This window comes from Streptomyces sp. NPDC013457, assembly GCF_043089925.1.
Lineage (GTDB): Bacteria > Actinomycetota > Actinomycetes > Streptomycetales > Streptomycetaceae > Streptomyces.
Genome location: NZ_JBICBL010000014.1, coordinates 78,180 through 95,306, shown reverse-complemented (window position 1 = coordinate 95,306; position 17,127 = coordinate 78,180). Strand labels below are relative to the sequence as shown.

Annotated in this window: 19 protein-coding genes; 12 read left to right on the top strand and 7 right to left on the bottom strand. The window is 71.2% G+C overall.

Annotation, left to right across the window (positions count from 1 at the left end; translation table 11 throughout):
• Window positions 1–70: 70 nt before the first annotated feature.
• Window positions 71–829, bottom strand: a complete 759-nt coding sequence (locus ACF1G2_RS31240; RefSeq protein WP_391801517.1) for an ABC transporter ATP-binding protein — start codon at window positions 827–829, stop codon at window positions 71–73.
• A gap of 109 nt (window positions 830–938) precedes the next feature.
• Window positions 939–1,754, bottom strand: coding sequence for an NAD(P)H-binding protein (locus ACF1G2_RS31235; protein ID WP_391801516.1), 816 nt, complete (start codon window positions 1,752–1,754; stop codon window positions 939–941).
• A gap of 79 nt (window positions 1,755–1,833) precedes the next feature.
• On the opposite strand from ACF1G2_RS31235, the gene ACF1G2_RS31230 reads away from it, so the two are divergent.
• On the top strand, window positions 1,834–2,223 hold the full coding sequence (locus tag ACF1G2_RS31230; RefSeq protein ID WP_391801515.1) for a winged helix-turn-helix transcriptional regulator: 390 nt from the start codon (window positions 1,834–1,836) through the stop codon (window positions 2,221–2,223).
• Window positions 2,202–3,353 (top strand): DUF2786 domain-containing protein, encoded by a 1,152-nt coding sequence (locus tag ACF1G2_RS31225; protein ID WP_391801514.1) that lies wholly within the window; start codon window positions 2,202–2,204, stop codon window positions 3,351–3,353. Before ACF1G2_RS31230 ends, ACF1G2_RS31225 begins: the two co-directional genes overlap by 22 nt.
• Before the next feature lie 97 nt (window positions 3,354–3,450).
• Here ACF1G2_RS31225 and ACF1G2_RS31220 read toward each other — a convergent pair whose 3' ends face one another.
• Complete coding sequence (locus ACF1G2_RS31220) at window positions 3,451–4,365, bottom strand: NAD-dependent epimerase/dehydratase family protein (protein ID WP_391801513.1); 915 nt, start codon at window positions 4,363–4,365, stop codon at window positions 3,451–3,453.
• Window positions 4,366–4,434: 69 nt separating this feature from the next.
• Between ACF1G2_RS31220 and ACF1G2_RS31215 the strand changes: the two genes are divergently transcribed.
• Both ACF1G2_RS31215 and ACF1G2_RS31210 read left to right on the top strand, forming a co-directional pair.
• Window positions 4,435–4,821 (top strand): hypothetical protein, encoded by a 387-nt coding sequence (locus ACF1G2_RS31215; RefSeq protein ID WP_391801512.1) that lies wholly within the window; start codon window positions 4,435–4,437, stop codon window positions 4,819–4,821.
• Window positions 4,822–5,011: 190 nt separating this feature from the next.
• Window positions 5,012–5,224: a DUF397 domain-containing protein gene (locus ACF1G2_RS31210; RefSeq protein WP_030219358.1), complete on the top strand. Its 213-nt coding sequence runs from the start codon at window positions 5,012–5,014 to the stop codon at window positions 5,222–5,224.
• Window positions 5,225–5,292: 68 nt separating this feature from the next.
• Here ACF1G2_RS31210 and ACF1G2_RS31205 read toward each other — a convergent pair whose 3' ends face one another.
• Window positions 5,293–5,820 (bottom strand): ATP-binding protein, encoded by a 528-nt coding sequence (locus ACF1G2_RS31205; protein ID WP_391801511.1) that lies wholly within the window; start codon window positions 5,818–5,820, stop codon window positions 5,293–5,295.
• Between the two features lie 279 nt (window positions 5,821–6,099).
• On the opposite strand from ACF1G2_RS31205, the gene ACF1G2_RS31200 reads away from it, so the two are divergent.
• The 7 genes from ACF1G2_RS31200 to ACF1G2_RS31170 all read left to right on the top strand — a co-directional run bounded on the left by ACF1G2_RS31200 (window position 6,100) and on the right by ACF1G2_RS31170 (window position 12,985).
• Window positions 6,100–6,972, top strand: coding sequence for a helix-turn-helix transcriptional regulator (locus tag ACF1G2_RS31200; RefSeq protein ID WP_352187746.1), 873 nt, complete (start codon window positions 6,100–6,102; stop codon window positions 6,970–6,972).
• An 82-nt stretch (window positions 6,973–7,054) separates the two neighbouring features.
• Window positions 7,055–8,512, top strand: a complete 1,458-nt coding sequence (locus ACF1G2_RS31195; RefSeq protein ID WP_391801510.1) for an aldehyde dehydrogenase family protein — start codon at window positions 7,055–7,057, stop codon at window positions 8,510–8,512.
• Between the two features lie 93 nt (window positions 8,513–8,605).
• Complete coding sequence (locus ACF1G2_RS31190; RefSeq protein WP_391801509.1) at window positions 8,606–9,148, top strand: DinB family protein; 543 nt, start codon at window positions 8,606–8,608, stop codon at window positions 9,146–9,148.
• A 40-nt stretch (window positions 9,149–9,188) separates the two neighbouring features.
• Window positions 9,189–9,830 (top strand): PadR family transcriptional regulator, encoded by a 642-nt coding sequence (locus ACF1G2_RS31185; RefSeq protein WP_391801508.1) that lies wholly within the window; start codon window positions 9,189–9,191, stop codon window positions 9,828–9,830.
• Window positions 9,831–9,907: 77 nt separating this feature from the next.
• On the top strand, window positions 9,908–10,918 hold the full coding sequence (locus ACF1G2_RS31180) for an ATP-binding cassette domain-containing protein (RefSeq protein WP_391801507.1): 1,011 nt from the start codon (window positions 9,908–9,910) through the stop codon (window positions 10,916–10,918).
• Entirely contained in the window at window positions 10,915–11,679 is a 765-nt protein-coding gene (locus tag ACF1G2_RS31175; RefSeq protein ID WP_391801506.1) for an ABC transporter permease, read from the top strand. The genes ACF1G2_RS31180 and ACF1G2_RS31175 overlap by 4 nt, the downstream gene beginning before the upstream one ends.
• Before the next feature lie 226 nt (window positions 11,680–11,905).
• Window positions 11,906–12,985 carry a WD40/YVTN/BNR-like repeat-containing protein gene (locus tag ACF1G2_RS31170; RefSeq protein WP_391801505.1) on the top strand — a complete coding sequence of 360 codons (1,080 nt, stop codon included), beginning with the start codon at window positions 11,906–11,908 and terminating at the stop codon, window positions 12,983–12,985.
• Between the two features lie 13 nt (window positions 12,986–12,998).
• Here ACF1G2_RS31170 and ACF1G2_RS31165 read toward each other — a convergent pair whose 3' ends face one another.
• From ACF1G2_RS31165 to ACF1G2_RS31155, 3 genes are all read right to left on the bottom strand, one after another.
• A complete protein-coding gene (locus ACF1G2_RS31165; RefSeq protein WP_391801504.1) occupies window positions 12,999–14,411 on the bottom strand; it encodes a glutamate decarboxylase in 1,413 nt (470 codons plus the stop codon).
• A 21-nt stretch (window positions 14,412–14,432) separates the two neighbouring features.
• Window positions 14,433–15,725, bottom strand: a complete 1,293-nt coding sequence (locus ACF1G2_RS31160; protein WP_391801503.1) for an ion channel protein — start codon at window positions 15,723–15,725, stop codon at window positions 14,433–14,435.
• Window positions 15,726–15,788: 63 nt separating this feature from the next.
• Window positions 15,789–16,157: a YbjQ family protein gene (locus ACF1G2_RS31155; protein WP_391801620.1), complete on the bottom strand. Its 369-nt coding sequence runs from the start codon at window positions 16,155–16,157 to the stop codon at window positions 15,789–15,791.
• A 158-nt stretch (window positions 16,158–16,315) separates the two neighbouring features.
• Between ACF1G2_RS31155 and ACF1G2_RS31150 the strand changes: the two genes are divergently transcribed.
• Entirely contained in the window at window positions 16,316–17,023 is a 708-nt protein-coding gene (locus tag ACF1G2_RS31150) for a DedA family protein (RefSeq protein ID WP_391801502.1), read from the top strand.
• Window positions 17,024–17,127: the final 104 nt, after the last annotated feature.

Here is a 17,127-nt window from a genome sequence, read left to right as displayed (position 1 = left end):
GGCGCGGCCGACAGGGCGGGCGTCCGGTTCGTGGCCGGCGGGGTGGGCGTGCGGTTCGTGGCGACGACGGTCAGCATGCGACCGCCTCCGTCCCGGGCGCGGTCTCCAGGGCGGCCATGCGGGCCGCGACCCGCTCGGCCGTCGGGGCGTGGAGCTCGCCCGCCACCCGCCCGTCGACCAGGAACACCACGCGGTCCGCCCGCGCCGCCGCCACCGGATCGTGCGTGACCATGACGATCGTCTGGCCGTCCCGGTCCACCAGTTCCCGCAGCATCGTCAGCACCTCGCGGCTCGTGCCGGAGTCCAGCGCGCCGGTCGGCTCGTCCGCGAAGAGCACTGCGGGCCGGGTGATCAACGCCCGTGCGATCGCGACCCGTTGCTGCTGCCCACCCGACAGCTCCCCGGGCCGGTGTCTCTCCCGTCCGCCGAGCCCGACGCGCTCCAGCGCCGCGCGCACCTCGCCCCGGGACACCCGTCGGCCGGCCAGCCGCAGCGGCAGCGAGACGTTCTGAGCCGCCGTCAGCGAGGGCAGCAGGTTGAAGGACTGGAAGACGAACCCGATCCGGTCCCTCCGCAGCAGCGTCAGCCGCCGCTCGCTCAGCCCCTCCAGGGCGACCCCGCCCACCTGGACCGTCCCGCTCGTGGGCCGGTCCAGGCCGGCAGCGCACTGGAGCAGCGTGGACTTGCCGGAGCCCGAGGGGCCCATGACGGCGGTGAAGGTGCCGGTACGGAAGTCGAGGTCGACGCCGTCCAGGGCGCGGACGTCGCGGTGGAGGCGGCGCAGGGCGGTGAGCCGGACGGCGGTGTCGGAGCCGGTCGTCGATGTCATGGCTCAAGCGAACCGTTCTCGTGGCCGCCGATCACGACCGCTGGGGGGCGTCTCGGGGGTATGCCTGGCCCTACCCTTCCTGGCCCGGCCTGGCCCGCCCTGACTGGCCCTACCCCCTGCGTACGGCCTTCACGAACACGTCGAGCGCGTCCAGCGGCTCCCGCCCCAGCAGCTCCCGCAGGCTGCTGTGCCCGACACCCGTACCGTCCATGAAGCCGTGCGCGATCGCCGAGTACGTCCCCGTCAGCATCGGGACCTGGAAGGGCTCGGCTCCCGAGGCGGCGAGGGCGGCCCGCGCCTCGGCGAGCGTACCGGGGGCGTACTCGGCGCCCAGCGCCCGCGCCAGGTCGGCCCCGCCCAGCGGGCGTTCGCCGACCAGCTCGTAGGTGCGCCCGGCGTGCGCGGCCGGGGCGGTGGCGACGGTGACCGCGATCTCGGCGAGGTCCTCGCGGGCGACGGCGGCGAGCCGGCCCTCGCCGAGGGGGCCCGTGATGCGGTTGTCGGCGTCCGGGGCCGCGATCCAGGTGAGGAACTCGGCGTACAGCCCGTTGCGCAGCACCGTCCACGCCAGGCTCGACCGCCGGAGCCGCCGCTCGGTCCAGCGGTGCGCGAGGGAGTACGTGAGGTGGTCGCCGTCGCCCGAGAGGCTCGTGTACACGATGTGGCCCACCCCGGCCGCCTCGGCGGCGGAGACGGCGGCCTCGTGCCGGGCGATCACGGTGTCGTCCTCGCCGTACCCCGCCGAGATCAGCAGCAGGGTGTCGACCCCGGCGAAGGCGCCCGGCAGGCCGGCGGGCTCGTCGAAGTCGACCGGGCGGGTGCCGGACAGCCCGGCGCGCGTGCCGAGGACGACGTCGTCCCGGCCGGCCAGGCGCTCAGCGACGAGCGAGCCGAGGCCGCCGGAGACACCGGTGACGAGCAGCATGATTCCCCCTGAATTCGTTTTCGTGTGCGGTGAGGATCATTCTGGTGAGGGCGGCGGGATCGCGTAAGGAGGCACATCGATGTCAGCGGGGCACACCGAGGTAACCACCGAGCCTGTGGTGAGTTGTGCGGAGGAGTGCGGTGTCCGGGACGTCCAGGACCGGCTCGGCGACAGGTGGACCGTGCACGTCGTGGTCGAACTGGCCCCGGGACCTCGCCGGTTCAGGGAGCTTCAGCGCCTGGTCGACGGCATCTCGCAGCGGATGCTGACGCTCACGCTCCGCCGCCTGCAACGGGACGGCCTGGTGACGCGGACGGTGTATCCGACGACGCCGCCGCAGGTGGAGTACGCGCTGACGGAGACGGGGCACAGCATGACGCACCTGATCAAGCAGCTGATCGACTGGTCGCTCGACCACCGTGCGGTGATCGGGCGGGCGCGCGAGGAATGGGACGCGAAGCAGGCGTGAGTACGACGAAGACCACCGTCGAGCGGGCCTTCGAGGCCCTGTACACGGACGACGACACGGCGCTGGACTCCGCGGCGTCCCTGCTCGCCGCGGACCGGGCGGCCGACGGGGAACTGACGCGCCGCGGCGAGGAGTTCGTACGGCGGGCGTGGGAGCGGGGCTGGCAGCCCGCAGATCTCGTACGGCTGGTGCGGCGGGAGCTCGCGGAGGAGCACGTGCGGCTCGCGGGCGCCCTGATCGCGGCGGAGACGGGGCGTTACGAGCGGCTGCCGCACCGGTGGGCCGCGCAGCTGGCCGATCTGGAGACCGCACCCGCCCGCGCGGACCGTTTCTCCTCGGCGACGACGAGCCTGGAGCTGTACCGCCTGCTCGTCCGGCTGCCGTCCCTGGAACCGGTGGGCCCGGTGCCGGGCGACGCGCTCCCGGCCGCCGTGGCGGGGGAGCCGCGGATGCTGACGCGGGTACGGGCCCTGCTCGCGAAGGCGGAGGCGACCGGCTACCCGGAGGAGGCGGAGGCGCTGACCGCAAAGGCCCAGGAGCTGATGGCGCGCCACAGCCTGGACGAGGCCGCGCTGGCGTCCCGTACGCCGTCGGGGGACGTGCCGGGGGCGATCCGGATCGGTGTGGAGCCGCCGTACGAGCAGGCCAAGGCGATCCTGCTGGACGCGGTGGCGACGGCGAACCACTGCCGGGCGGTGTGGAACGAGCCGTACGGCTTCTCGACGGTGGTCGGCTTCGAGGCGGACCTCGATCCGGTGGAGCTGTTGTACACCTCGCTCCTGGTCCAGGGGACGGCGGCGATGACGCGTGCGGAGGCGGAGCAGCGGGCGGGCGGCCGGAAGCGTACGAAGTCCTTCCGGCAGTCGTTCCTGCTCGCGTACGCGAACCGGCTGGGCGCCCGGCTCGCGACCACGTCACGCCGCGTCGCCTCCGAGGCCCCGACGCTGCTTCCGGTACTCGCCTCCCGGGAGGTCGCGGTGACGAGCCGCGCGGACGAGATGTTCCCGGAGACGCGCACGACCCGCGTCCGCGCGATGTGGGACGAGGCGGGCTGGACCCACGGCACGACGGCCGCGAACGCCGCGGGTCTGGGGCGCGGCCACGGGGAGATCCGGGACGGGCGCCCCTGACGGTGTCGGCCGACCGCACCGGCCGACACCCCGCACGCACCCGCCTTCGTCCCCCGAAGCCCCCCCGAAGCCCCCCGAAGACCGCCGAAGCCCCCCCTCACCACTCCGTCAGTGCCGCGAGGCCCGAGGCGCAGTCGTGGTAGCGGGGGGTCCAGCCGAGTTCCCTGGCGGCCTTGGCATTGGAGACGGTCAGGTTGGTGGTGCACACCTGGTGGGCGTACGACATCGGCCGGGTCAGCCAGGCCGGCACCGTCGCGGGCTTCGGCGTGCCGAACACCTTGGCCACCGCCCGCACATGGGCGCCGAAGCCCATCGGGCCGTCGTCCACGATGTTGTACGCCTCGCCCGGCCGTCCGCCCCCGACCGCCAGCACGACCGCGCGGGCCGCGTCCTGGAGGTGGATCCAGGGCAGCACCCTGCCCCGGTCGGCGACCGCCGGCAGCTTCCGCTTACGCAGCAGGTCCACGATGGCCTCGGTGCCGCCGGGGCCGTAGAAGAGGCCGAACCGCAGCGCGACGCCCTCGATCCCCTCGGCCCCGAGCATCAGCTCCTCCTTGGTCCGCATGGCGTCCACATGGCGCTGCGACGCCGCGTCGAGGCCGGTCGGCCCGTAGGTGTCCTCCTCCGTGACCACGCGGTTCCCGAAGTCGCCGTACCCGTAGCCGAACACCATGGTCTCGGCGATCATCCGCCGCGCTCCCACCGCCCGCGCCGCCTCGACCAGATGGGAGGTCCCGGCGATCCGCAGAGCGTCGGTCGCGTCCATGTCCCGGTGCCTCATCGGCGGCTCGCGCAGGGCGGTCGCCGCGTGCACGACGGTGTCGATCTCCAGCCCCTCCACCGCCCGGAGCAGCCCGTCGCGGTCCATGAGGTCGGCGACGACCTCGTTCTCCGCCCCGCGTCCGAGGCCGAGCACGGTGTGTCCGGCCGCGGTGAGTTCCTCGGCGACGTGGCGTCCGAAGACCCCGCTCGCCCCTGCCAGCAGTACGTTCCCGGTGTCAGTCATGCTCATGGGACGAGCATGCGCCGCGAAACGTGACATCCCTGGAAATGACCCGGGCCACAGGGCGGACAGTGCGCGATGCTCGCGTACGCCGTCCATCCGGCCTGGGAGACGCCCCGGCTGCGCGGCCGGCTCGCCGACTGGCTGGTGGCGGGCGGCCGTTACGCCGCCTCCGTCGTCGCCCACTGCGCCCAGCCGGCCGGTACCGCCTGCCCCGACGTGCGCGAGGCGCTGCTCGACACGCGGGGGCCCGGATCGACTGGCAGGAGGCGGTGGAGCGGGCGGGGCGCGAAGGCGGTACGGGAGCGCCGGGCACTGGACTGGGGGGAGGTCCGCGAGGCGGTGGCGGCCTGGGGTCCTGACGACGACCTCCTGCTGAGCAGGGGCTCGGCGCTGCTCCTCGACGCACTGGACGACATGGCCGAAGCGCTCGCCGAGGACGGTTCCGCGCGGGGCACGCCGTAGGGTGAGGCGAGAGGGCATGGCGTACCCACCGGTAGCACGCTCAGTCGCGTAGTCGCTACGCCACCCCGCGTGCACGTGCATCTGCTCATGCATTGGCATATGAACACAGCTATGATCCGAGGAAGTTGACACCTGCATCAAGTCTCTCGGGGAGCTACCAGTGCATCATGCGCATCACGCGTACAACGGCATGGCGGCCACGGAGCTCCGGGGTGTCGTGTGGCAGAAGAGCCGGCACAGCAACTCGCAGGGATCCTGCGTGGAGTTCGCCAAGTTGCCCGGTGGAAACGTTGCCGTACGCAACTCGCGCCACCCGGACGGCCCCGCGCTCGTCTACACGCCCGCCGAGATAGAGGCGCTGCTGCTGGGCGTCAAGGACGGGGAGTTCGACCATCTGGTGTGAGCACACGGGAAAAGGGCCCCGGCGTCCCGCCGGGGCCCTTTCCGCAATGCTGTGCGCGGCTACGCGCGTCACTCCGGTCCGAGCCGGAAGAGCGCCCAGACGACCTTGCCCTGAAGCGTCCCGGCGAGCGGGTGCCAGCCCCAGGTGTCGCTGAAGGAGTCGACCAGGAACAGTCCGCGCCCCGACTCCGCCGCGAAGTCCTCGCCGCCCTCGCGCGTCTCCGGGCTCCGGTGGCTGGGATCGCGGACCGCGCAGACGAGGCGGCTCGTCCATCGCATCAGATGCAGACGCACGGGGGGCCCGTTCCGGCCTTCTTCGTGAAGATCCCGGGGGTCCCTCGCATCGTGCGCCGCCTCGGACGGCAGCGCGTGCCTCAGGGCGTTGGTGACGAGTTCGGAGACGACCAGGGCCACGTCGTCGAAGCGCTCGGTGAGATCCCATTGCGCGAGCGTGGTCCGGGTGAACTTCCGTGCGCCGCGCACCGCTTCGTACGCGGGTGGCAGTGCGCAGGAGGCCGAGCTGGAGACGGCGGCGGGATCGATCGGCGGAAGCCCCTGCCGTAACGGCTCGAGCATGGTCGATCCATTCGTCCCCATGCGAGGCACTCCCGGGAATCGCGGCGAATCGCGGATGTGGTGCGGTTGCGCGGGCTCCATGGTTCCGAATGGGACCACTGGATGCAAGGGCAGATGCACGTGCACGCGCCGGACCTGTCCGTCCGCGTGCCGATTCTGTGCATATCTTCTGGGCACTACTTTCCCCTTGATCATGAAGTCGCCCTGAAGTTGCCGTCTTTCCGTAATCGAATGTGTACGGGCTGAAGCGTTTAGTGGCACAATCCGGGGGCCCGAGACCGCGAAGGAGAGGCTGGAGCCGTGACCGCAGTCGAATCGAGCGGAGCGAGCGGGAGTGTCGTGCGGCGCATCCTGCTGGGTTCGCAGCTGAGGAGGCTGCGCGAGTCGCGCGGCATCACCCGCGAGGCGGCCGGCTACTCGATCCGCGCGTCCGAATCCAAGATCAGCCGTATGGAGTTGGGCAGGGTGAGTTTCAAGGCCAGGGACGTCGAGGACCTGCTCACGCTCTACGGCGTCAGCGACGAGGCGGAGCGCGGCTCGCTCCTCGGACTCGCGCGCGAGGCCAACGTGGCCGGCTGGTGGCACAGTTTCGGCGACGTCCTGCCGGGCTGGTTCCAGACGTACATCGGCCTGGAGGGCGCCGCCTCCCTCATCCGCGTCTACGAAGTCCAGTTCGTCCACGGCCTGTTGCAGACCGAGGCGTACGCACACGCCGTCGTCACCCGGGGCATGCCGGGCGCCCCGCGCGCCGAGATCGAGCGCCGCGTCGCCCTGCGTCTGGAGCGCCAGAAGGTCCTCGTCTCCGAGCGCGCCCCGCACTTCCACGCCGTCCTCGACGAGGCGTCTCTGCGCCGCCCGTACGGCGACCGGGCCGTGATGCAGGGCCAGTTGAGGCACCTCATCGAGATCTCCGAGCACCCCCATGTGACGCTCCAGGTCATGCCCTTCAGTTACGGAGGGCACGCCGGCGAGAGCGGCTCGTTCACGATGCTGAGCTTCCCCGAGTCCGACCTCTCCGACGTCGTCTATCTGGAGCAGCTGACCAGCGCGCTGTACCTCGACAAGCGCGAGGAGGTCGCCCAGTACGCGCGCGTGATGGAGCGGCTGGCCGAGGACAGCCCCGATCCGGCCGAAAGCCGGGATCTTCTCCGAGGACTCCTTCAACTCACGTAGGACGTAAGTACGATGACGTGACATCAGGGTTCTGCTGTCACAGTCGCCACGTCCGCCACCGCGGGTTAAGGGGTCTCGCCACATGTCCTACTTCACCGACCTGGCCCACCAGTACATCGACGGCGAGTGGAAGCCCGGCAGCGGCTCGTGGGACATCATCGACTTCAACCCGTACACCGGGGAGAAGCTCGCCTCGATCACCGTCGCCACCGCCGACGAGGTCGACCGCGCCTACCGCGCCGCCGAGCGCGCGCAGCGTGAATGGGCCGAGACGAACCCGTACACCCGCCGGCTCGTCTTCGAGCGCGCGCTGCGGATCGTCGAGGAGCGCGAGCAGGAGATCGGCGACACGATCGTCGCCGAGCTGGGCGGCACGCGCCTGAAGGCGGCCTTCGAGCTGCACCTCGCCAAGGAGTTCCTGCGCGAGGCGATCCAGCTCGCGCTGCGGCCCGAGGGCCGGATCCTGCCCTCCCCGGTCGACGGCAAGGAGAACCGCGTCTACCGACTCCCCGTCGGTGTCGTCGGTGTCATCTCCCCCTTCAACTTCCCCTTCCTCCTCTCCCTCAAGTCGGTCGCGCCCGCGCTGGCGCTCGGCAACGCGGTCGTGCTCAAGCCGCACCAGAACACGCCGATCTGCGGCGGCACGCTCGTCGCCAAGGTGCTGGAGGACGCCGGTCTGCCGACCGGTCTGCTGAACGTCGTCGTCACCGACATCGCCGAGATCGGCGACGCGCTGCTGACCCATCCGGTCCCCAAGGTCATCTCCTTCACCGGCTCCGACAAGGTGGGCCGTCACGTCGCCACCGTCTGCGCGCAGAACTTCAAGCACGCCGTCCTCGAACTCGGCGGCAACAGCGCCCTGATCGTCCTCGAGGACGCGGACGTCGACTACGCCGTGGACGCGGCCGTCTTCAGTCGCTTCGTGCACCAGGGCCAGGTCTGCATGGCCGCCAACCGGATCCTGGTGGACCGCACGCTGGAGGAGGAGTTCACCGAGAAGTTCGTCGCGAAGGTGAAGACCCTGTGCGTCGGCGACCCGGCGGACCCCGCCACCCACATCGGCCCGCTCATCAACTCCCAGCAGGCGGAGTCGGTCTCGGCCGTCGTCGAGCAGGCCGTGGAGGCCGGCGCGACGGCCCTGCTGCACGGCTCGGCGGACGGCAACCTCGTCTCCCCGTCGATCCTGTCCGGCCTTCCGGCGGACGCGCCCGTCCTGAGCCAGGAGATCTTCGGCCCGGTCGCCCTCGTCATCCCCTTCGACGGCGAGGACGAGGCGGTACGGATCGCCAACGACACGCCGTACGGGCTGAGCGGCGCCGTGCACACGGGTGACATCGAGCGGGGTGTACGGGTCGCCAGGCGCATCCACACCGGCATGATCCACATCAACGACGGCACCGTGGCCGACGAGCCGATCGTGCCGTTCGGCGGCGAGAAGCACTCGGGCGTGGGCCGGCTGAACGGCGACGCGATGATCGAGGCCTTCACCACCCAGAAGTGGATCTCGATCCAGCACGGACGGAGCCGGTTCCCCTTCTAGGACCGTAGCTGTCCGCAAGGATTCGTAGCGTGGTGGGTGTCGGGGGGAGAAGCGCTCCCCGGCACCCACCGAGTCGTCTGGAAGGCGGACATCATGGTTGCTCTTGTTCCCGCGGAGGCCCAGGGTGACGAGCGCGGAGCGTTCCTCAACTTCATCGAGGCCCAGCGGGCCGCGCTCCGCCGCGCCGCCCTCGGCCTCTCCGAGGAGCAGGCGGCGAGCAGCCCCAGCGCCAGCGCGCTCAGCCTCTCCGGGCTGATCAAGCATGTCGCGGAGGTCGAGCTCAACTGGCTGCGGCTGGCCCAGCAGATGCGCAACGAGCGGCAGCGCACCCAGGAGACCTGGGGCGACGGCTTCCGGCTCGTGGAGGGCGAGAGCGTCCCGGCGACGCTGGCCTTCTGGGAGAACGTGGCCAAGGAGACCGAGGAGTTCGTCCGGTCGGTGCCCAGTCTGGACGAGACCTTCCCGCTGCCGCCCGCGCCCTGGTTCCCGAAGGACGGCCGGGTCTCGGTCCGCTGGATGCTGCTCCACCTGGTCCAGGAGATGGGGCGGCACGCCGGGCACGCGGACATCATCAGGGAGTCGCTGGACGGCCGGGACTCCTTCTCGTTGATCGCGGAGGAAGAGGGACGCGAGTAAGGGCGCGTACCCTAGTCAAAATTGACTAGGAGGTACGAGGGTGTCAGCGATCCGGCTTCTTGTCCTCGGCGCGGTGCGCCGGCATGGGCGCGCCCACGGCTACCAGATCCGCAACGACCTGGAGTTCTGGGGCGCGCACGAGTGGTCCAACGCCAAGCCCGGCTCGATCTACCACGCGCTCAAGCAGATGGCCAAGCAGGACCTGCTGCACGCGTACGAGATCGCGCCGAGCACGGCGGGCGGACCGCCGCGCACCGAGTACGAGGTGACGGAGAAGGGCCGGGCGGAGTACTTCGCGCTGCTGCGCGAGGCACTGACCACGTACGACCAGAAGATGGACGTCCTGTCCGCGGGGATCGGGTTCATCGTCGACCTTCCACGGGCGGAGGTCGTGGAGCTGCTGCGACAGCGGGTGCGGGCGCTCGACGAGTGGCGCGCGGCCGTCACCGAGTACTACACGCCGGAGGGCGGCCCGGAGCAGCTCGGGCACATCGGCGAGATCATGCACCTCTGGGTCCACTCGGCCGACGCGGGCAAGGAGTGGACGCTCGGGCTGATCGAGCGGATCGAGGCGGGTGCGTACTCCTTCGAGGGGGAGGGCGGGGAGCCCTTCCTCGGGGTGCTCGCGGACGGTGAGGAGAACCCGTACTCGACGGGCGGACCCGACCCGGAATTCGACTAATCAAGTTTGACCAATCGGTTTGGGTGGCATACCTTCGATCGAGTGGTCAAGTTTGACTACTGGCTTGGAGGGCTGGAATGACTGACGCGATCGTCGTCGAAGGCGCGCGGAAACGGTACGGCGACAAGCGGGCGCTCGACGGCCTGGATCTGCGGGTGGGGCGCGGCACGGTGCACGGGCTGCTCGGCCCCAACGGCGCGGGCAAGACCACGACGGTGCGGATCCTGGCCACGCTGCTGCGGCACGACGAGGGGCTGGTGCGGGTGGCGGGTTTCGATGTCCGGGCCCAGGCGTCCGAGGTGCGGCGCAGGATCGGCCTCCTCGGGCAGCACGCGGCCGTCGACGAGGAGCTGGGCGGCCGGCAGAACCTGGAGATGTTCGGGCGGCTGTACCACCTGGGGGCCCGGCGGGCGGGCGCACGGGCCGACGAACTTCTGGAGCGGTTCGGTCTCGCGGACACCGGACGCAAGCCGGTCAAGCAGTACAGCGGCGGCATGCGCCGGCGCCTGGACCTCGCGGCCTCGCTGATCACCGAGCCGGAGGTGCTCTTCCTGGACGAGCCGACGACGGGGCTCGACCCGCGAGGCCGTGGCGAGGTGTGGGAGTCGGTGCGCTCGCTGGTGGGCGGCGGGACGACCGTCCTGCTCACCACGCAGTACCTGGAGGAGGCCGACCAGCTCGCCGACCGGATCTCGGTCGTCGACCACGGCCGGGTCGTGGCCGACGGAACGGCCGACGAGCTGAAGGCGAAGGTCGGCGGGGACCGCGTCGACGTCGTCCTGCGTGACGCCCGGCGGCTCGACGAGGCGGTGCGCCTGATGCCCGCCGGCCGGTCCGAGGCGACGGTGGACACCGACCGGCGGCGGATCAGCGTGCCCGTCACCGACCGGATGGCTGCACTGGCGGAGACCGTACGTGCCCTGGAGGCGGCCGGGATCGAGGCGGAGGACATCGCACTGCGGCGGCCGACCCTCGACGAGGTCTTCCTCCGGCTGACGGGCGACGCGAAGGACGGGCGGGCAGCAGAGGACGGGCGGGCAGCAGAGGGCGAGAACGCGAAGGGCGAGGACGCGGAGGTGGCGGCATGAGCGCGGCGTACGTGATGAGCGACTGCTGGACCATGACGCGGCGGGAGCTGGCCCACTGGGCGCGGCAGCCGGTCGTCGTGGTGGTGGGTCTCGCCTTCCCGGTCATGATGATGCTGATGTTCGGCTATCTCGTCGGCGGTGGCCGGGGGATCGCGGGTGCGTACGTCGACTACCTCGTGCCCGGCATGCTCACGCTGACGATGGTCTTCGGCCTCGAAGCGACGATGACGGCCGTCACCCAGGACCTCAACAAGGGTGTGATCGACCGCTTCCGCTCGATGCCGATGGCCGACGGGGCGGTGCTGGTGGGGCGTTCGGCCGCCGACATGCTCCAGTCCGCGGCCGGGCTGCTGGTGATGGCCGGTGTGGGCTACGCGATCGGCTGGCGCGCGCACGGAGGGGCCGGCGCCCTTCTGGGCGCGATGGGTCTGCTGCTCCTGCTGCGCTTCGCGATGCTGTGGATCGGGATCTACCTGGCGATGGTCGCGGGGCGGCCCGAGCTGGTGATGGCCGTGCAGATCCTGGTCTGGCCGGTCGGCTTCCTCTCCAACGCCTTCGCCTCGCCCGACTCCATGCCGGGGTGGCTGGGCACGGTCGTGGAGTGGAACCCGATGTCGGCGACGGCGACGGCGGTACGGGATCTGTTCGGCAACCCGGGCGGCGAGCCGGGGCATGTGACGGCGGCGGTGGTGTGGCCGCTGCTGCTCCTCGCCGTCTTCCTCCCGCTGGCGGTACGGCGGTTCAGGAGGCTCAGCGCGTAGTGGGAACCCGAACCGGTCGAGCGGTGTACCTAAGGCAGACGGTTCACCGCGGACCGGGCGAGGGACAGGGGGACGGGGGATGCGCAGGGTCAAGGTGTGCGGGATGGCAGGCGCCGTCGTGGCACTGGTGCTGACGGCTTGCACGGGGGAGGGGCGCGCGGGGGACCCGGGGGTCTCGGGTTCTTCGGACGCTGCCCGTGCTTCGGGTGGGGCGGGGGCGCCGGGCTTGCCGCCGCCGCGGATTCCGTCCGGGCGGGAGCTGCCGGGGTGGTCGCACTCCCTGGGGTTCGCCTCCGACGGCAGTGGGTTCGCTCTGCTGGCCGACTGCGTGGGCGACCAGCGGGCGCCGGAGAACGGCTTCTGCAGGCAGCATGTGGCCGTCCTCGACCGGGGCGCGAGGAGCTGGGCGCTGCGTCGGTCCCCGCTGCCCGAGACACGGGGCACGGACGGTGTCTCGTCGCAGCTGCGGGTCCTGGGGCCGGGGCGGGCCCTGGTCGAGGAGGGTGGCGCGGAGCCGGCGGCGCGGCGGAGCTGGTTCACCCGGGACGGCGGGCTGACCTGGCGCGAGGTCGACGGGCGCCCGATCGGTACGGCCCCGGTGATACCGGCCGGGGCCGTCCTCACCACGGACTGCGCGGCGCCGGTGGGCGGCTCCGTGGACGACTGCACCCGGGAGCGGCTGGTCGTGATCTCCCCCGAGGACGGGCGGCGGCGGGCCCTGGCCCAGGGGCCGTTGCTGGGGGCGCGTCCGAGGCCGGCCGAGGTGGCGGAGCCCGACGGCTCCTGGTGGGTCTCCGGTAACGACCCCCTCTCGGGCCGGGCGGCGGTCGCAGTCTCCCGGGACCAGGGGCGCAGCTGGTCGGTGAGCAGACTGCCGAGCCCGACCGCCGAGCCCGGCTGGTTCACGGCGGTCGCGGTCGGTCCGGACGTGGTCTACGCGGCGGAGATGGGGGAGTTGAAGGGCGGTGACCCGGTCAAGAACCCCATGCGGGCGCTGCACCGTTCCCGGGACGGCGGTCGCACCTGGGAGCGGATGTGGACGACGGGGCCGATGGCCGAGCCCCGCACGCTCCTGGGGATCCCGGTGCCGGGTCCCGGTGGCCGGGTGCTGATCGGAGCCGAGGACCGGGAGTACATGAGCGTCGACGGGGGCCGCAGCTTCCGCCCCTCCGGCGAGGGCACGGCGTACACCCGTCGTACGCCCGCCGGGCTGCTCCGCTCCAGCACCAGCTGTCTCTACGACATATCGGTCGACGGCGGGCGCTGGGCGGAGTTCGCCGTGGGGTGCGAGGGCGAGTCGCTCTGAGCTTCTCTCCTGCTCAGTGGTGGAAGGAGGTGGCGTCCGCCTTGTTGTCGATCGACGGGGCGGACTGCTGCCGCAGTTCGGGCATTACGCGGTTCAGGTCCCCGATGAACAGATCCGCGAGGTCGGCCGAGAAGCCGTTGCGGCAGACCACGCGCAGCACGGACAGGTCCTCCCGGTTCGCCGGGAAGGTGTACGCAGGGACGAGCCAGCCGCGCTCCCGCAGTCGGCGCGAGACGTCGAAGACGTCGAAGCGGCTGACGTCGGAGGCGGTGGTGAAGGCGAAGACCGGCAGCTGATCACCGTAGGTGAGAAGGCGGAAGTCGCCCATCGCCTCGATCCGTTCGGCGAGCCCCCGGGCGACGTCCCGGGTGGTCTGCTGGACCACCCGGTAGCCCTCGCGGCCGAGCCGCAGGAACGTGTAGTACTGCGCGACGACCTGAGCTCCCGGCCGGGAGAAGTTGAGGGCGAAGGTCGGCATGTCGCCGCCGAGGTAGTTGACCCGGAAGACGAGTTCCTCGGGAAGCTCGGCAGGGGAACGCCACAGGGCCCAGCCGACGCCCGGATAGACCAGGCCGTACTTGTGACCGGAGGTGTTGATCGAGGAGACCCGCGGCAGCCGGAAGTCCCAGACCAGGTCGTCGTCGACGAAGGGGGCGACCATCGCGCCGGACGCGCCGTCGACGTGGACGGGGATGTCGAGGCCGGTCCGTTCCTGGAGTGCGTCGAGCGCGGCACAGATCTCTGCGACCGGTTCGTAGGAGCCGTCGAAGGTCGAGCCGAGTACGGCGACCACACCGATGGTGTTCTCGTCGCAGAGCGCGGCGGCCGACTCGGCGTCCATGTGGAAGCGGTCGCCCTCCATGGGCACGAGTCGCGCCTCGACCTCCCAGAAGTTGCAGAACTTCTTCCAGCAGACCTGGACGTTGATGCCCATCACGAGATTGGGCCGGGCGCTGCCCGGATAGCGGTCGGCGTTCCGCTTGGCCCAGCGGCGCTTGAGGGCCATGCCGGCGAGCATGCAGGCCTCGCTGGAGCCGGTGGTGGAGCAGCCGACGGCGGCCGAGGGGTCCGGGGCGTTCCAGAGGTCGGCGAGCATGGCCACGCAGCGCCGCTCCAGTTCGGCGGTGCGCGGGTACTCGTCCTTGTCGATCATGTTCTTGTCACGGCACTCGGCCATGAGGACGCCGGCCTGGGGTTCCATCCAGGTCGTGACGAAGGTGGCGAGGTTGAGGCGGGAGTTGCCGTCGAGCATCAGCTCGTCGTGGACCAGCTGATAGGCGCTCATGGGCGGCACCGGACCGTCGGGGAGCCGGTGGATCGGCGGTGCCTCGGTCATGCCACCGACCGGGTTGGCTTCGCCGTAGAAGGGGTTGAGGGCGAGGTGCCGGTCGGTCTCGGTCTCGGCGGGACCCTTGTGCAGTGGCATGGGGAGTCCTTCCAGGGATGTTCAGTGCAAGGGTGCGCCCGACTCGTCCAGTTCGAGCTGGGGGCGGCCGGTGACGACCAGCCAGGCGGGCAGGGTCGCCAGACAGAGCAGGGCGAGGAGCGAGGTCGAGGAGGCGACGGCAGCGGCGACGAAGAGGCTCACCCAGCCCTGTCGGGTGGTCGCCATCAGCACACCGAGCACGCCGCACGAGACGGCGACGGCCGGGTGGATCTCGGGGACGAGGGCCTGGGCCAGCATGCCGAAGGCGGTCCCGATGAACACGGCGGGGAAGATCCGGCCGCCCACGAATCCGGACGCGGCGGCGACCAGCAGGGCGGCGAGCTTGACGACGGCCATCTTGGCCAGTTCGCCGGAGGACCAGCCGCCGAGGTTGTCGGCCAGCTCCTTCATCTGGTCCAGGCCCTTGAACAGCGTCAGTCGCCCGCCCAGCACGCCCAGCAGACCCAGGATCAGTCCACCGACCGGCAGCATGATCATCGGATGGCGCAGCCGGTGGAAGGCGCGGTGCGCGTAGGGAAGGCCGTAGCAGCAGAGGAGACCGAAGAGGGCCGCCGCGGTGGCGACGACCATGGCGGCCAGCAGATCGCTCCACCCCGGGTCGTCGATCTCGGGGAGGCCCAGATCGAAGCTCGGGTGCTCCAGGAGCGACGTGGTCATCGCCCCCGCGCCGGCGGCGACCAGTGGGGCGAAGAGCCGGTCCCACAAGGAGCCCTTGCCGTCGGGCTGGCGGGTCAGGGCCTCGGAGATGACCAGTGCCGCGGCGACCGGTGTGCCGAAGAGCGCGCCGATGGTGGCGGAGGAGGCGAGCGCGACCCAGAAGGCGCCCGGCACGTTGGGCAGCAGTTTGCGGCCCGCCCAGTAGGTGAGCGCGATGTTGGCCGCGATGATCGGGTTCTCCGGGCCGAGGCTGACGCCGCCGGCCAGGGTGAGCGTTCCGGCGAGGAGCAGCCCGGGGACGACCCCGGGTGCCAGCGGCGTGCCTCCGAGCCCGGTCTCGGCCGGGTCGGGGCCGGTGTGTCCCGGCACCTTCCAGATGACGAGACCGACCGCGACGCCGGTGGCGGTGAGCATGACGATCGTCCAGAGTGCCGAGTAGTCGCCGATTCCCAGCGCGCCGGGAAGGTCGTCCCAGAGCACATGCTGGAACTCCTCGGAGAGCCACTCGATCGCCAGGAAGAGCAGAGCTGCCGCGACTCCGATCAGGAGGGCGGGCACGATCTGCGGCAACAGGGCTCGCGCGGGCGACCGGGGGGTCGGGGGCGGGGGCTCGGACGACGGTTTATCGATGGCCACCGCCCCACCATAGGGCTACAAAAGCCGCATAACCCCCCGAGAGTTGGGGGTGTCGCCGCTCAGTCAGGCGCGAGGTGCGATCACCGCCGCCGTGCCGTAGGCGCAGACCTCCGTCCCCACGTCCGCCGCCTCGGTCACGTCGAAGCGGAACATCAGCACGGCGTTGGCGCCGCGCGCCTTCGCCTGCTCCACCAGCCGCTCCATCGCCTGGTTGCGGGTCTCCACCAGAGTCTTCGTCAGACCCTTCAGCTCCCCGCCGACCATCGACTTCAGGCCGGCGCCGATCTGGCTGCCCAGATGCCGGGAGCGCACGGTCAGCCCGAAGACCTCGCCGATCACCTGCCGGACCTCGTAGCCGGGAACGTCGTTCGTGGTGACGACCAGCACGTCCGGCTGCGGCCCCTGACCGCCTCCGTACTCCTCCATGCCCATACGTATCCACCTCCTGGCCACCAGCGTCGGCCCGTCCGCGCACCGCCGCACCCCGAAGGGGTCCGGTGGGATGCCCTTGGAACCCGGAGCCATGGGAATGCGTTGATACTTTGGGGCAGCCGTCCCCCGCCCCCACCGACCGCAGGAGCCCGGAACCCGTGAATACGCTTGCCCTCGGACCGAGCTGGCTGGACCCGGACTATCTCATTCAGACCTTCGGTCTGATCGGCGTCCTTGTCATCGTCTTCGCCGAGTCCGGACTGCTCATCGGGTTCTTCCTGCCCGGCGACTCGCTGCTCTTCACCACCGGCCTGCTGGTCACCACCGGCAAGCTCGACACGCCGCTGTGGCTCGTCTGCACGCTCATCGTGGCGGCCGCCATCATCGGCGACCAGGTCGGCTACCTCTTCGGCCGCAAGGTCGGCCCGGCCCTCTTCCGGCGCCCCGACTCCAAGCTCTTCAAGCAGGAGAACGTCGAGAAGGCGCACGAGTTCTTCGAGAAGCACGGCCCGAAGTCGCTGATCCTGGCCCGCTTCGTACCGATCGTGCGCACGTTCACGCCGATCATCGCCGGTGTGAGCCGGATGAACTACCGCTCGTTCATCACCTTCAACATCATCGGCGGTGTGCTCTGGGGCGCGGGCGTCACCCTGCTCGGCGCCTCCCTCGGCAAGATCGACTTCGTGCACGAGCACATCGAGATGATCCTCATCCTGATCGTCGCGATCTCCGTGGTCCCGATCGTGATCGAGTACCTCCGCGCCCGCTCCCAGTCCAAGAAGGCCAAGGCCCAGGAGGACGAGAACGGCCACGACGGCCCCGGCAACCCCAACCCGGGCGGCCGCGGACGCCACGCCCGCCGCTGACGCCTCACGCCTGACGCCTGACGCCCGACGACGCCCGCCCCCGCCGACCACGGCACGGGGCGGGCGTCGCGCGCTCCCGCCCCGTGCCGTGGCCGGCCGGGAGC

What these genes read in the sequence shown, in the direction of transcription:
- ACF1G2_RS31240 (WP_391801517.1), bottom strand. Translation starts at nt 829, where the DNA reads ATGACATCGACGACCGGCTCCGACACCGCCGTCCGGCTCACCGCCCTG.
- ACF1G2_RS31235 (WP_391801516.1), bottom strand. Translation starts at nt 1,754, where the DNA reads ATGCTGCTCGTCACCGGTGTCTCCGGCGGCCTCGGCTCGCTCGTCGCT.
- ACF1G2_RS31230 (WP_391801515.1), top strand. Translation starts at nt 1,834, where the DNA reads ATGTCAGCGGGGCACACCGAGGTAACCACCGAGCCTGTGGTGAGTTGT.
- ACF1G2_RS31225 (WP_391801514.1), top strand. Translation starts at nt 2,202, where the DNA reads ATGGGACGCGAAGCAGGCGTGAGTACGACGAAGACCACCGTCGAGCGG.
- ACF1G2_RS31220 (WP_391801513.1), bottom strand. Translation starts at nt 4,365, where the DNA reads ATGAGCATGACTGACACCGGGAACGTACTGCTGGCAGGGGCGAGCGGG.
- ACF1G2_RS31215 (WP_391801512.1), top strand. Translation starts at nt 4,435, where the DNA reads ATGCTCGCGTACGCCGTCCATCCGGCCTGGGAGACGCCCCGGCTGCGC.
- ACF1G2_RS31210 (WP_030219358.1), top strand. Translation starts at nt 5,012, where the DNA reads ATGGCGGCCACGGAGCTCCGGGGTGTCGTGTGGCAGAAGAGCCGGCAC.
- ACF1G2_RS31205 (WP_391801511.1), bottom strand. Translation starts at nt 5,820, where the DNA reads ATGGGGACGAATGGATCGACCATGCTCGAGCCGTTACGGCAGGGGCTT.
- ACF1G2_RS31195 (WP_391801510.1), top strand. Translation starts at nt 7,055, where the DNA reads ATGTCCTACTTCACCGACCTGGCCCACCAGTACATCGACGGCGAGTGG.
- ACF1G2_RS31190 (WP_391801509.1), top strand. Translation starts at nt 8,606, where the DNA reads ATGGTTGCTCTTGTTCCCGCGGAGGCCCAGGGTGACGAGCGCGGAGCG.
- ACF1G2_RS31180 (WP_391801507.1), top strand. Translation starts at nt 9,908, where the DNA reads ATGACTGACGCGATCGTCGTCGAAGGCGCGCGGAAACGGTACGGCGAC.
- ACF1G2_RS31175 (WP_391801506.1), top strand. Translation starts at nt 10,915, where the DNA reads ATGAGCGCGGCGTACGTGATGAGCGACTGCTGGACCATGACGCGGCGG.
- ACF1G2_RS31165 (WP_391801504.1), bottom strand. Translation starts at nt 14,411, where the DNA reads ATGCCACTGCACAAGGGTCCCGCCGAGACCGAGACCGACCGGCACCTC.
- ACF1G2_RS31155 (WP_391801620.1), bottom strand. Translation starts at nt 16,157, where the DNA reads ATGGGCATGGAGGAGTACGGAGGCGGTCAGGGGCCGCAGCCGGACGTG.